General features: G+C 37.2%; 13 protein-coding genes. 3 read left to right on the top strand and 10 right to left on the bottom strand.

Annotated elements, in window-relative coordinates:
* Window positions 1-17: 17 nt before the first annotated feature.
* The 8 genes from KH400_RS05915 to KH400_RS05950 form a co-directional block, all read right to left on the bottom strand.
* Window positions 18-1637 carry an AMP-binding protein gene (locus KH400_RS05915; protein WP_217222878.1) on the bottom strand — a complete coding sequence of 540 codons (1620 nt, stop codon included), beginning with the start codon at window positions 1635-1637 and terminating at the stop codon, window positions 18-20.
* Between the two features lie 767 nt (window positions 1638-2404).
* A complete protein-coding gene (locus KH400_RS05920) occupies window positions 2405-3037 on the bottom strand; it encodes a TetR/AcrR family transcriptional regulator (RefSeq protein ID WP_217222880.1) in 633 nt (210 codons plus the stop codon).
* 738 nt (window positions 3038-3775) lie between these two features.
* Entirely contained in the window at window positions 3776-4312 is a 537-nt protein-coding gene (locus KH400_RS05925) for a D-glycero-alpha-D-manno-heptose-1,7-bisphosphate 7-phosphatase (protein WP_217222882.1), read from the bottom strand.
* A gap of 244 nt (window positions 4313-4556) precedes the next feature.
* The gene (locus KH400_RS26380) at window positions 4557-6035 is read right to left on the bottom strand and encodes a xylulokinase (protein ID WP_217222884.1); all 1479 of its coding nucleotides are present in this window, start codon (window positions 6033-6035) and stop codon (window positions 4557-4559) included.
* Between the two features lie 12 nt (window positions 6036-6047).
* On the bottom strand, window positions 6048-6824 hold the full coding sequence (gene trpA / locus KH400_RS05935; RefSeq protein WP_217222886.1) for a tryptophan synthase subunit alpha: 777 nt from the start codon (window positions 6822-6824) through the stop codon (window positions 6048-6050).
* Window positions 6821-7792 carry an ABC transporter permease gene (locus KH400_RS05940; RefSeq protein ID WP_217222888.1) on the bottom strand — a complete coding sequence of 324 codons (972 nt, stop codon included), beginning with the start codon at window positions 7790-7792 and terminating at the stop codon, window positions 6821-6823. Before KH400_RS05940 ends, trpA begins: the two co-directional genes overlap by 4 nt.
* Window position 7793: 1 nt before the next feature.
* Window positions 7794-9305 carry a sugar ABC transporter ATP-binding protein gene (locus KH400_RS05945; RefSeq protein WP_217222889.1) on the bottom strand — a complete coding sequence of 504 codons (1512 nt, stop codon included), beginning with the start codon at window positions 9303-9305 and terminating at the stop codon, window positions 7794-7796.
* Between the two features lie 24 nt (window positions 9306-9329).
* Window positions 9330-10259: a sugar ABC transporter substrate-binding protein gene (locus KH400_RS05950; RefSeq protein WP_246589400.1), complete on the bottom strand. Its 930-nt coding sequence runs from the start codon at window positions 10257-10259 to the stop codon at window positions 9330-9332.
* 549 nt (window positions 10260-10808) lie between these two features.
* On the opposite strand from KH400_RS05950, the gene KH400_RS05955 reads away from it, so the two are divergent.
* The 3 genes from KH400_RS05955 (at window position 10809) to KH400_RS05965 (ending at window position 13489) form a co-directional block, all read left to right on the top strand.
* Window positions 10809-11651, top strand: a complete 843-nt coding sequence (locus KH400_RS05955; protein ID WP_217222891.1) for a protein-glutamine gamma-glutamyltransferase — start codon at window positions 10809-10811, stop codon at window positions 11649-11651.
* Between the two features lie 158 nt (window positions 11652-11809).
* Complete coding sequence (locus tag KH400_RS05960) at window positions 11810-12031, top strand: YjcZ family sporulation protein (protein ID WP_217222893.1); 222 nt, start codon at window positions 11810-11812, stop codon at window positions 12029-12031.
* 288 nt (window positions 12032-12319) lie between these two features.
* Window positions 12320-13489 carry a DUF4317 domain-containing protein gene (locus tag KH400_RS05965; RefSeq protein WP_217222895.1) on the top strand — a complete coding sequence of 390 codons (1170 nt, stop codon included), beginning with the start codon at window positions 12320-12322 and terminating at the stop codon, window positions 13487-13489.
* 353 nt (window positions 13490-13842) lie between these two features.
* On the opposite strand, the gene KH400_RS05970 is transcribed toward KH400_RS05965, so the two are convergent.
* Window positions 13843-14043, bottom strand: coding sequence for a hypothetical protein (locus tag KH400_RS05970; protein ID WP_217222896.1), 201 nt, complete (start codon window positions 14041-14043; stop codon window positions 13843-13845).
* Between the two features lie 29 nt (window positions 14044-14072).
* Complete coding sequence (locus tag KH400_RS05975; protein ID WP_217222898.1) at window positions 14073-14588, bottom strand: hypothetical protein; 516 nt, start codon at window positions 14586-14588, stop codon at window positions 14073-14075.
* Window positions 14589-15055 lie beyond the last annotated feature (467 nt).

Below are 15055 nucleotides of genomic sequence, written 5' to 3' on the forward strand. Positions count from 1 at the left end.
TTCACCTCTCTATCACTCTATTGTTTTTCAAGCATTTTCTGAATATCTTCTCTCAATACAAATTTTTGGATTTTCCCACTCGTTGTCATCGGCATTTCATCAATAATTTCAAGTCGTTCAGGTACCTTTTGGATAGCCAACCCTTTGCCAAGCAAATACTCTTTCATCGTTTCTAAATCAAGCTTTTTATTTTTATTCAATTTAATAAAAGCACAAGCCTTTTCACCCATTTTTTTATCGGGCATCGCAACGACTGCTACCTGATTAACGCTATCATGTCTGTACAATAATTCCTCTACTTCCTTTACAGAGATATTTTCTCCTCCACGAATAATAATGTCTTTTTTTCTTCCTATGATTTTAATATAGCCATCTTGATCCATTGATGCCAAATCACCTGTTAAGAAATAGTCACCATAAAAGGCGGTTTCATTAAACTCGGGCTGCAAATACCCTAAAAACATTTCTGGTCCTTTGACCGCAAGCTCACCAACTTGGTTTGCTGGAACTTCTCTCATGTTGTCATCAAGAATAATTGCTTCTGACCCCTCTAGCAAGCGCCCATCCGTATAGGCTGTTTTATCAAAGGAGTCTTCTGGACCGCATAACGTTAAAGTGGGGTACTCTGTTGACCCATACACACGTGAGACATAACAGTTTAATAATTTACTGCTATTAATCACCAATTCTGGTGGAACATCAGCGCCTCCACTAAGGATCATTTTTAATGGAACCTGTTGCTCCGTTTCTTTCACTACATCATAAATACCTTGAACAAACGGAGTCGCCCCTAGCAAAAATGTGCAATTCTCTTTAATAATAATTTCTACGGCTTCTTTTGGTTTCCAAATATCCTGCAAAACCAATTTTGACTTTATTATGACTGGTAGTTCCAACCCAGCAATAAATCCTGCAATATGAGTAATAGGTGACGGCATAAAAACATGGTCGTTTTCGCCTAGTTGATAGAGGGAAATAATCGTCTCATTTTCGTGAATGAGTGTGTTATGCGTATGGACGACCCCTTTCGGGTTTGATGTTGTTCCCGATGTAAACATCAATAGTAAAGGGTCCTTTTCATTAACAGATTCAGCATCGAACTGGGAACTTACCTCAGGCATTATACAATCTTCGAAAAACATTTCAATGTCATCGTTTATACTTGGCTGGTCAGCATACTTATCTAAGATAACTATTTTTTGTAATCCATCTAACTCATCCTGGAGTTCTCTAATCATCTTTAAATAATCAAAGTCACGGAATTTATTAGGCAAGAAAATAATTTTTGTTTTAGACTGATGTAATATATATTTCACTTCTCTTTTTCGATAAATTGGAATGATTGGATTGCACACAGCTCCGATCATCGCTACAGCATAATGTATAATCAAGCTCTCAGACCAATTGGGCAATTGAAATGAGACAACATCCCCCTTTTTAACCCCCATTGACCTTAACGTGGAAGCTAAGCTAACAGACTTATTATATAGCTCTTTGTATTTATAAGTGACGTAACTATCATCAACAGCTATGCATTCAGGGCAACTCAAATAGGCATCTTGCAAATAATTGAAAATATTTTTGTTTTTCCAATACCCTTTTTTCACATAATTTTGTTCAGGCATAATCAAATTCATTTTAATCCCCCTGTAAATAAATACGTATTATCAAGACTTTTTAGATATAGTCCTTGTTACTAGAACTAAGTTAATAGGTTATAATTTGAGGGTACAATTAAAGCCAATCACCGAGAGGCTCAATTGAACATTAAAAAACTAATCGTTTGAAAGGTTTCTTCCGGTTGTTATTCTAGAGCTAGAAATATGCCACATTTTCGAATAAGTTGGACAAAGGCCATTTATTTAACAAAAGTATTGTTCAAAGAACAACACCGTTTAGCGGTGCCCTAGAATCAGAAATCAGAGGAGTGACTCTTGAAAAGCAGGACATTCTAATGGTTCAAGCAACCTTTCTGACCATTGTAATGTTTGTCAAGAGCGATTGAGACACCCACCTCTAAGTGGAGAAAGTTGTAAATTAAGCGTTTTCATAAAAGTTTTTGTATATCCAAAATAGATAAATCTAATTAACCCGAGTCAATGACCTTGGTTAATTAGATTATATATTTAAATGACCGAAAAGTCAAATAATTTTGTATTTTTTAAACATTTACAATAATAAGTTTACCGATGCACTCAGATAAAAAACAATATCTATTAATAGAACAAATGATTGGATTGTGATCAAAGTTACGGGAAAAATCTAAAAAATAACTAAAAAGACCTTTAATACCGCTTATAGGATATTAAAGGTCTTTTTAGTTATTATAATATTGCCTTAGTTTCTTCACCTGATTTTTTCGATTACAATCTTTTAATTACACTACTGTTTTACCGAAAACATATTAGGTTAAGCTATTTTTCTTCTTTTTCAATACACCATTTATAAAAAGATCAATATATTGGTTACCTTTATTGAAGATATCAAAGTTGCCATTAAAATAGCACCATTCAATATAAATACCTCTATAAAAACATATGATCATATCTGCTATTTCCGTTTCGGTTAAGTCGTTTCTGATTTGTTCTCTAGCCTGGCCTTCCTCTACTATTTTAAATATTAATTGATTAATTGTTCGATCACTACTAAATACATATGGAGGCATGTTGGTATCTAATTGACTTTTGGCAACGATTGTAACAAATTCATGACCTAACTCTAAGAACAAATTAATACCTTCTGACAGTAGTACACGAATTTTTTCAGGACTGGACATCTCTTTAGGTAATTTGTTGAATACATTTAAATAAAATTCATCTATCTCTTTATATTTTTCTAAAAAGACGGCATCTTTTGATTTGAAATATGTGTAAAAAGATCCCTTTGAGGTTCCTGCTTCCTTAGCAATCTCCTCTATATGCACCTCATCAAACCCCTTCTCATTAAACAACCTTAATGCACTATCAAGTAATGCTTTTCTTGTTTTCATTGCTCTTTTTTGACGTTCTGTTAATGTTTTACGATTGTTTTTTTTCATATTAAAATTCTCCCTGTTTAAAAAATGATCCTTTAATCAATCCGTGTATCAGATTTGCACATTTAAAGACGCTAGTGTAAGTTCCATTTTTATTTACAAAAAGTAAAAAATCCGAATTAATTTCTCATCCCATAAACAAATAAAAATAATCCAAGGCACGGTTACTTTATTTGAATTTTACTAATATTTTGACAAATAAGCAAGTCAGTACACTCTATTTATAAGTCAATATCTAGGATCTTTTCAGTATGATAATATTATAATGGATTAGTCACCGAGATCGAGTAAATGTATATTAAATAGACAGTTTTGATAAAACGGACACTTTTAACTAAAGTAGGGAATTGGAAGTAATAGATTGAATAATGGAAAGTATTCATGCAAAGGGTTTCTTGTTGAAAGTCCTCAAGTGAGTTTTACTTAAAAACAGATGACATCGGATTTTATGAATAAATTCAAGGTCCAAAAGCCGATAAAAAAATTCCCTTCCAATTGAACCAGTTCTTTTATCTATCGCAATAGGCTCACATTCTTAATGGGACTATACCATTTACTTGGGAATAGTATTCAATATTGCTTGTCGTTTTCTAAATTCTTCATTGATGAATTTTATTGTTAAGTTCCAACAATACTTGTAAACAAATGTAATTGACAGCCTAAGTAAACACCAATATCAAAAAAATAATGACAAAATCATCAAGCTGCTACAAGACAATTTTGCCATCATCCCTATATCATTTAACTTTCTCTAGTATCCTTAATAATCCAATCTGAAGCTGACAATAAATCTGGAAATGCTGCATCCGCTAGTGGATCACTCACACCAAGAAATACTCCCTTTGTTCCAACCCTTTTCCCAGCCTGGATATCAGTATCCCTATCCCCTACCATATAAGAGCAAGAAAGGTCTACATCGTATTTATCTGCAAGGTCAGAAATCATTTTTGATCCTGGCTTCCTACACTCACATCCGGCTCTCGGTTTATGTGGGCAATAGGCGACATCATGTATCGTTGCTCCTTCAGCCGCTAACTGTTCAATCATGTGCTTATGGATGTTACGAAGTTGTTGTTCTTTCATAAATCCTAGCCCAACTCCCCCCTGATTTGTGACGACAAAAATATAATCAAATTGTTGGTTTAATTTGCGAATCGCTTGTGGAACTCCCTCTAAAAAATACAGCTGTGAGGGCTTATTCACAAACCTCACTCGGCTTGTAAGAACTTCGTTTATGACACCATCGCGGTCTAAAAAAACTGCTCTTTTTTGACGCATCTGGGAACCTCCAGTTTTCTTCATTTCTATAAGATCAGTTTAGCCTAACCTATTCATATGTAAGCTTACTTTTTTCTGATTAAACGCCATTTTACTTATTATGTTTTCTAGGCAAATGACAAAACGACACTTTATTATTTTGAATCTACTGGAACCTAGTTAAGTCCGACCTTTAATATGAAAAAACTATCAAATTCATAGATTCGATAGTTTTACATTTTCTAATTGAAGAAGTCCATTCTTGTCACATTAAATCCTTAACGGCTGGATAGAGCTTTAAATATTTCTCATATAACTTTGTATATAATTCCTCTAGTTCTCTGTCTGGTTCGTAGGTTTTCACTGTATTGGATCTAAGAATGCGATCAGCAAAGGCTTCATAGTTGTCAACCCACTGCAATTTGATAAATGCTGATGCAGCTGCACCGACAGCAGGGATGTATTCGCTGTTTTGCGGAATACTGATCGTTGAACCCAATACATTAGCTAACGTTTGGCACCATGCCTCACTTTTCGTCCCGCCACCGAGGACTGTCAACGTCTTACTTTTTTCTTTTATTAAAACCTCAAACGTTTGACGTAGTGAATAGCAGATCCCCTCAATGAGAGAACGAGCCATGTCTTCATTCGTTGTTGATGCTGTGATACCGAAATAAACTCCCGTTGCGTTTGGGTCGTTAACTGGAAAGCGCTCGCCATGGATATATGGTAAAAACAATAATCCATTTCCGCCGGCTGGAGAAGAAGCAACTAATTCTTCAAAGGCGGTGTAGCTTTTTTCATCACTCGTTTTCGTTAACGTTTCCACTCCCCATTTATGTACATTTCCGATATTTGATAAAGGGGCAATTGAGATATAACGGTCTTTGGGAAGATGGGCTAGATTAAAAACGCCATGTTCGAGTTGTTGGACCGTGTTTGATGGGATAGCCGTCCATCCAGTTGTACCTAAATAGATATAGCCTTCACCTTCTCGAATAGCACCTGCGCCCATCGTTGTCGCTCCTGCGTCACCACATCCGCACAGCACAGCTGTTCCCTTTTCAAAACCAGTTTCTTGTGCGGCTTCATCCGTTACTTCGCCAGTAATTTCATCAGCAGCTAGAATCGGCGGTAGTTGATCCATAGGTATATGATTTGCTGTTAACCAACCTTTTTGCCAATCTCTTGTTTTAATATTCATTATCCCAGTTGTGGCACCAGTTGTAGGATCCGTGGAGATTTTGTCCGTCAATTTATAGATGACATAATCCTTAGAGCTGAATAAAAATGTAAAGCAATTTGAGAATGTATCTTGCCTATGCTTTTTTAGCCATAACAGCTTGGCAAACGGGGATGCACCATCAATATGGTTTCCAGTAACCATTCTACAATCATCGAACTGTTTGTATAAATGATCGGCTTCGTCCAGTGCTCGATTGTCTGAATATAAGATTGCTTTTTTCGCTTCACCATTTACATCGATAGGAACCACATCCTGCATTTGTCCACTGAACGTGATCATAGCTATGTCTGAAGCACTGATCCGATCATCGTTCCACCATTGTTGAGCAATGGAAACAACTCCATTCCACCAATCAAGAGGGTTTTGCTCAATTTCACCATTTGGTCCATGAATCGTTTCGATGTCACGACTTGATTTACCAGTTGTTGAACCGTCTTTTTTAATAAGAATACCTTTAACTGAAGTCGTACCAATATCAAAAGAAGCGATATAACTCACCGCGTCCACCTCTCACTTCGTTGCTTGTTTTAAACTTCGTATAAATCTTACAAGTGTTTTAGTTTGTTTCTGTTCAATGTGTCTTACAATTTCACTTCCAACAACAACACCATCAAAACCATAACCGATTACTTCTTGGACACGCCTTGGTGTTTTAATGCCAAAGCCAGCCATCAGTGCACCGTTTGTTACCTTTCTCATCTTCTTCTCTAGTTGTGGTAGAAAGTCAAGACTATCTACATCTTCCCCTGTTTTACCAGCATACAGCTGGCAGTAAATGATGTCACTACCTTGACTAACAAAGGAAAGGTCCTCATCATTCATTTCCTTGTTAACGACAGGTATGACTTGAACACGATATCGTTCAAGCTTTTCTCTAACCGCTTTCAGCCTTTCTTTTGACAGGTCAGGAATAATAAAAGCATCTGCTAAGCCTTCTTCAGCAAGATCAATGTAAAGATTTTCGCAAACCACATCAGAGCTATAGCCCATCACCCAAATCGGTACATGAACCTCTTGGCGTAACCTCTGTAAAAGAGCGATATACTGACTTTTTTTATAAAAGTGTTTACGTGTTCGCTCTTGTGCCTTTTGAATAACATCCCCATCTAAAAAAGGGGATTTACTCGGAATGCCCACTTCAACAACGTCCAACCCAGCATCTACCCCTTGTTTAATGAGCCTTACAGATTCTTCAAAGCTAGGGTCTCCGGCGATAAAGTATCCGGTCAGAAATTTTTTTCGGTCATTTTTCACGCCCTTTATCAAACCATTATGATTAGCCATCATTTAGAAACACTCCCTACCTTTTGTGAAATCAATGCGATAATAATGATGGCTCCTGTAATGATATTTTGAATATAGGATTGGACCTCTAATATCGTTAACCCATTTGCCAATACCCCAATGATCGTTGCTCCAAATAATGTCCCTAGAATATTAGGTACACCGCTTCTTATGACAGTCATCCCTAAAAAAACGGCAGCATAAGCATTTAATAAATAGCCTTCCCCTCCAGTAGGATGAGCTGAACCGAGACGTGAAGCTAAAAGTGCGCCAGTTAAAGCGGCTAGTAATCCACAAATGGCGAATGCTAGATTTTTATAACGGGCGATATTAACCCCTGATACTTCTGATGCCTTTTCATTACCACCGATCGCATAAAGTCTTCTGCCGAGAGACGTTTGCGACATGATATACCAAAAACAAAGAACGAGCACAAACATAATCAAGGATAGGACAGGTATAAAAGTAATCGTCGACTGTCCTAATAATTTAAAACCATCAGGGATGTTTTCAAAAACCGTTGCTCCACCAGTGATCCAAAAGCTGACACCACCGATAACCGTACCCATCGCAAGCGTTGTAACAAAGGAAAGGACTTTAAACTTCGTGATAATCGCACCGTTTAAAAAGCCAATCACAAAGCCTACGATGACCGGAATGAGTAGGCAGAGAAAAATCGGCACTCCAGTAGCTGCTAAAAGGGCCGACAGAACACCACCTAAGCTTGCCATCGCACCAATTGATAAATCAAATTCTTTAACGGCCATCACAAGGGTAGCTCCTAGTGCAATAATGACAAGAAATGATATTTGCCGAGTAATATTAATGAAATTATCAAAGGTAGCAAATGAAGATGGGCTTAAGATTGAGAAAATAATGATAATACCAAGGCCTGCTAGGATGGTGCCGTATGAACTGATGAAATTTTTATGGTCTAGTGTTTTTTTATTCGTTGGTGTATTGACTTCCAAGCTAAATGACCTCCTTTTTATAACGATAGCAAATATCTAGTACACGATCAGGTTGTAGATCATGGTTTTCTGATTGAGCGACAATTTCTCCCTCACTCATCACGATGATTCGATCACTAATCTCCAATACTTCTGGAAGGTCAGATGAGACGAAAATAATGCCTTTCCCGTCAGCAGCTTGCTCTCTCAGGAAATGATGAATTTCAGAGCGTGTCATAATGTCTACAGCTTGAGTTGGTTCATCACATAAGAAAATGTTTGGTTGGCATAATAATGCTTTTGCAAATACAATTTTTTGCTGATTCCCCCCACTTAGTTCAGACACCACCTGTTCACTTCCTGTTGTTTTCACCTGAAATCGCTCGAGTTCGCGCTCAACTGAGTTTAGCTCCCGCTTCTTTTGAATAACACCGTTCCTTGTAAATTTATCTAGAATAGAGATCGTCATATTTTCACGAATCGTATTTCCCATGATCAGTGCATCTTCGTGACGGTTCTCAGGAATAAGCACAACCCCGTGTTCAATAGAGTTGCGTGGAGTTGGGTTCTCGATCAATTGACTCTCATATTGAATACATCCTGAGTTTAATTTTCTTTGTCCATAGATCGCTTCTAGTAACTCTGTTCGTCCAGCCCCAGCTAACCCATAGATTCCAAGGATTTCACCTTTATGTAAGTCAAAGTCAATATCTTTAACGAAACGGTCTTTGGTTGTTAACCCTTTGACTGATAAAAGGATTTGTTCGGTTGACTTGCTATGATTTATTTTTTCTTGAGTTTTTATCGCTTTTCCATCTGTCATATATTTGATAATCGTTTCTTTCGATAACTCTCTTCTTTTTAGTGTCTTTGCTATTTGCCCGCCAATGAGTACGGTCACTGTATCGGATAACTCTATCACTTCTTCCAATCGATGAGAGATATAAATAACAGAGACCCCTTTTTCTTTTAACCGTTTAATAAATGAAAACAGTAATTCTGCTTCATTATTCGTTAATGAAGCTGTTGGTTCATCGAGGATTAATAGTTTTGATTCCATCATCATCGCTCGTAAAATCTCAAGTAGTGTTTTTTCGGACGGAGACATCTCTGAAACGACTTTAGAGAGGGGAAGATGAATTCCCCACTCCTCTTGTAAAGTTGCAGCTCTTTTTTTCATAGCTGCCCAATCAATACCGAAGCCGAACCGCTTTTTCGGATATGCTTGATTTAAGAATAAATTTTCAAGTCCTGTAAAGTAAGGCACCAATTGACGATCTTGGTGAATGACATTGATTCCTAATCGTTGAGCATCTCTTGGTGTATGTATGTCTATTCTTTCATTTTCCCATTTGATCGTTCCGTTAGAAGGCTGATAAACGCCTGAGATGATCTTAATGATCGTCGATTTACCAGCACCATTTTCACCAACCAATGAATGCACCTCTCCCGCTTGAACGGTAAGGTTCATATCTTTTAATGCATGATTTCCTCCAAAGTGCTTGTTTAACTGAGAGATTTCTAATAAACTCACTTTTCCTCCCCCCCTACCAAGGTGTTAGTCAGCTGTAATTAACTCTGCAGGTGCATACATTTCTGTATCTTCTACGTCTTCACCGTTAAATACATGCTCCATTTGCTCGATCACGATTTGAGCCATTCCAATAAAGTTTTGCTCTACGGTTGCTTGAACCGGAGACCCTGCTTGAATCATATCAAGTGCCTGACTATTTCCGTCAATACCGGTGACGATAATATTTTCTCGGTTTGCAGCCTCAATGGCTTGTGCAGCACCAATCGCCGGCTCATCCCAAGCTGCCCATACGGCTGTAATAGAATCATCTTCTGCGTTAGCTAAAAGTAGGTTCTCCATTTGCTGACGAGAATCTTCAATTGGACCTGGTACTTGAATTTCTTGCTCTGTAATAACGTTAATATCAGGATTTGCTTCTAACATTTCGTCTAGTTTAATCGACCGTTGTAATACGCCAGGATGAGGACGGTGTGTAAATACGATCAGATTCCCCTCACCACCCATTTGTTCAAGTAGGTAATCCGTGATCGTCTCAGACATCGCTTGATTATCACTCGTTACATTTAATGTCATTCCTTCTATATAACTTGCATCACTACCAAATACGTGAATGCCTCGCTCGGATGCTTGTTGGATTTGTGTTTCAACCTGATTTGGATCCGTACTTACAAGAACAATCGCATCTACATTAGATGAAATAACATCTTCCATTCTTGATGCAAGTGCACCGACATCTCCATTCGTATCAACGACATTCGTGGACCAACCTTTTTCTTCTGCATTTTCTTCTAGTTCATCAACCATTTGTTTAGTTGTCACTGAAGATAAATACGGCGTTAGAATCGCTAAACGCTTTTCATCTTCATCAGTACTGCTTCCTGACTCAGAAGTACATGCTGCCATTACTGCTACAATAGATATAAATGCAATCATCGTTAATAACTTTTTCATCATAGATCCCCCATTACATTTTGGTTTAAAGTCTGCCTTTTTGCTATTTTACAGTAGGGTAGTAAATCACTAAAGGATTTGGACAGAAGAAAACGAGCGATCCTTTCGTCTAGACCACGCGACACCTACCTTTAATAGAGTTCCCCTTAACTCCCCTCCTTTCTAAGCTTTCTTATAAAATCATGAAACTATATTCCTATAGATTTGTTATAGAATAATCTACATCTTTTGCTATGTCAATTAATTTTCTTAAAATTAATAATAAACAATCAATACTAACTTTGCGCATGTTTGATAATTTTTACTGAGTGCTTCAATTCATATATCGTTGACTAGCAGTACGTGTATTGAAGAGGTAAAGGATATGCGAATTCATACAGGTCCAACTCGATTAACTTAAAGAACGAAACCAACTGACATCGATAGGCTCCCTTTTTGATATGTCAGGCATCCATTCGTATATTAAGGAGTCGTAAAAACATGATTAACGCGCAATGCGAATACGATTAGTTGTAATACAGTAAAAAAGCAAGCTTTTGAATGGAGGTTTGTATGATACAAATATCAGGGATCCCGTTTCAACTTAATGATCAGTGGGAACTCAACAGTGTTGAAAGAACCATCATTCAACACATGGAGAATGCACCCGTCTTATATTCTTATTATTCCGTGGATGAATTTTTGTTTGAAATCAGACTACGAAAAAACATTATCTCAAATGCAAACGCAATGAGTCAAAGTCAAGCTCAGTTTACAACCTTTGACTATGCCCGTTGTAACCCTGAGTATTGGCAATTAACAATCGAAGGTGGGTTCCTGTTACGACCTGATGTGCAACCTGCCGATGCGATTCTCGACATTTATGAAAACAGTTCACTCTATGCGTATGAATGTGCAACTGCTATTATCATCATCTATTACCACGCCACACTCTACAGTATTGGCAGAAATTTATTTAATTCTCTTTTTCAAAACCTTTACCTTTATAGCTGGCATACCGATTCTAGCCTTACGATCGATACCTTTTACTCAGACCACTTTTTACCCGGTGATGTTGTTTATTTTAATAACCCTGACTTTCATCCAAATACTCCATGGTTTAGGGGCCTTAATGCCGTCCTCCTCAACGATGGTCGTTTTTTTGGTCATGGATTTCCCATAGGGACGATGGAACAGATTATTGAAATTCTCAATGACCGTAGACGACCAGGCAGTCAGCAGCAAGCCTATTTAACAAGCCTAGTGACAAGACCTTCTATTCACTACTTAGGAAACTTTTTAAGGCAGCAAACAAGCCGTACACCTTACAAAGTACAACGTCCGGTCGTACACCATAACAAAAATTCAATCTGTTATTTACAGTATTTATATTATCTCGCTAATGGAACGGATTAGAAAACAGTAAATAAGATCCCATTGATAAAATTAGTCAATTCACAACCCTCGTAGAAACCCATTACACTTACCCATTTTTTGTTTAGACGGGCTCCAATCCCATCTCTATGAGTAGTATGAAGTATAAACATATTACCAAGACGAAGGGAAGTGTCAACATGTATTCTAATGTAAACGTACCACCGACTCTCGGAGCAAATATCCCACCGAACATTCCACCGAATGTTCCACCTATGCCAACCCATGAAGCTCCAGTAACAGCTCCTGCATTTGGTTATGGCTATGTGGCTCCAGCTCGACCGAGAAATTATTTCACCTTAATTGTCGTGTTGTTTATCTTATTAATCATTGTAGGTGCAAGTATTTATACGGCATGCTAACCTCATTACGCTCGCTAAAAAAAGTTCCTGTGCAGCCTTCTCGCACAGGAACTTTTTTCATTAGTATATCCGTCCTTTACATGCAGATGCTTAAGGTGCAAATCAGGTATGCCCCTCCTACGATGGTGAAGGTTTTTAACACGTTTCTTACATTAGCAACGGTCTCATATGTTACTATAAAAGAATACATCAAGGACGGAGAGTGATTCATTGCTCTCCACTTTGTAATGCTATATTTTATTACTCCCTATCCATTTAAACCAAAACGAACCTAGGAGTGAATTATATATGAACAAAAAAGACATTGCTCACATTCGCCGACAATTCAAAGTAGAAAATGATTTACTAAAGATCAACGACATGTTTAATGTATACATAATGAAAGAATCATCTGATATTTATCACCATCAAAGCCAACCCTTTGAAATGTTAGACCAAGATCAACAGGAGTTATTTATGAATAATTTCAAAAAGCTACTAGGTGGTCAATTGGATGAGAAGTTGTTTGAATTAAAGTTTCAACATGATGCGGAAAATAATAGCCAGCTTATTTTGCACCAAGGGTTATTAAGTAATGATGTAGACGCCTGGAAGGAACAAATGCTCCGTATTGTAGAAAAAATGTTAGAAAACCAACAATATGAGATGGATATTGTCGTAACCTTTATTCGAGGTGAATACTACAGGCCGATGAAAGCCCAAAGTGCTGAATCCGAAGAGAGTGACCGGGATAAGGTCTATTCACATTCGTTTATCTTATGTAGTATTAATAAAACCCAAGACCCCAAAAAAGAGCTGTTGTTTGATTATATCGAGAAAGAATTTAAATATAATATCGTCGTCGACCCGATCATCAACCTCACTGCTCCTATGGGAGGATTTTTATTCCCTTGTATTACTGACAATGCTTCGGATGTTAATCACATTCTCTATTCAGCCGGAAAGGCACATGAGCCTGACCATCGATTCATTGAGGAAGTATTAAATGGTGAAGAAACGATGACTGCAATGGATGACAAAATTGTTTTTGAGGAGATCGTAAAAGACGTAACTGGAAATCAACTAAACACATCGACTCTCTCTAATGTATACAAAGAAATTCACCGTGTCGTAGAAGAAAATGAAGAGGAAGAAGCACCAAAATTAGATTACAAAGACGTTGAACGTGTTTTAAAGGTGAGCGGAATTGAGGATATAAATACCGAAAAAGTAGAGACGGCGTTTCAGAAAGTGATCGATGATGAAAAATATGAAATCAAAGCAAATAACATCGTACCAAAGTATACATCTAAATCGATTAAAATTGATACAAAAGTAGCCAAGGTTTCCATTAGCCCGCAGGATCTAGAATACGTAAAACAGATCACTTTTAACGGTAAACGTTACCTTATGATCGAAGTAGAAGAAGATACAGTCATTGACGGCTTTACAATGCTTCCAGAAGCATTTGGTGAATAAACAGGCGGGTGCGAACGCTCGTTCTCAACCTTAAAGAATTAGACGAATGAATCGGAATGACTTCTGTAGTCATTCCCGACTCTTCCCTTCAATGAGTAGACGCACAACCACTTGAAGGTCGCTGAAATTAATGTCTTCCCGATCTAAAAATAAAGATTGGGCTCCCTTACATGATTGAATGCGGGCTTGCTGGCGGGGATTGGAATGTTGACCAAAGTATCGTTGAACCAGCCTTTAGGAACCAAGATGTATATTATAAGGTTCAACGAGTAGCGGATACCCTACCTTGCTTTTAACTTCATTAAAAAAGCGATCACCTATTACTAAGCAATCGCTTCCGTTACTAGAAAACACTATTCACTTCTTTTCCTTTGGTCGATAACCTTAATTAACTCGCTAATTTTTTCGTTTCTTTCTTGGTCTAATTTTGTTTTGACATTCATGAACTTAATCACTCTTACCACAAAATAAATCCCAAAGACAATCAGTGCTAAATACAATATAATAGGTAAAAATGTTAACAGAACAAATACTCCATCGCTAGCGTTCATCATTTTAAATGCCCCCTATATGACTTATTCCATTATTTGAGATGATTTTCTTCAATATTATCATTTACTGTTGTTATGCTATTCATAAAAGAATTCATGTCATAACTTATTGAAATATTTAAGCCCATTCCAAACTCACGAAGATGTTCTCGAAGCTCTAACAAGTGTTCTTTATCTTGTTCAGAAACCTCAGAAAAGCTATACAACCTATCATTTGGATACCTAGTTCCTAAGAGAGTATAAAATTGATGGAGGGTGCGATGATCATTCCTTGAAAGAGTATTTAAATGTTCCCCAGTTTGCAGTCCGATCCACAAACCATCTATGACATCTCCTAACTTTGAAGTTACCAAATTAGGTTCAGACCAATCATTCTCCTGTTGATGTGCAATTAAACCTTCTAATTCAATAAGATTGTCTTGTACCTCTGTTAAAAAAATCTGTTCAGAGGCAAAATTGACCTTCATGTAGCCCCAAGTAATGGCGAGGACTAGCATTATATTTACAGCGATTGATATTCTATAAACGATCTTTTGTTTTTTAGTCAAGCTATCACTCCTATAAACATCGTGCTCTTCTACTAGTTCTTTTCTTTTATTTCCTTCAACAATTCAATGATTTCTTTATTTTGTTTGATTTCCTAATTTGAACTTCTATGGCTAGTAGTGTAATCACGATTACAAGTGCGATAATTAGTAGCATAACGATTCCCTCCACCTATTCTCAATCTTATCTTCTGTCTTTTGTAGCCTCTTCAATAACAAGTACTAGTCTTAAGAATTCAATTGTACCGAAACTCTTAACATACATATTCTAACACAGATAACACATATATCCTCTCGATTATTTCAGAGCTCACGGACCATATGAGGTACTTATCAATTAGAGATTTTCGAACTGCTATGTCACTGAAAGGTCTATGTCACAAGCATTCCTAGGCTAGTCATACTTGCTACTACTCAAAAAATAAAGGCACAGAAAATACAGTCATTACTGTATTTCCTGTGCCTTAGTA

It is taken from the genome of Desertibacillus haloalkaliphilus, assembly GCF_019039105.1.
GTDB lineage: Bacteria > Bacillota > Bacilli > Bacillales > KJ1-10-99 > Desertibacillus > Desertibacillus haloalkaliphilus.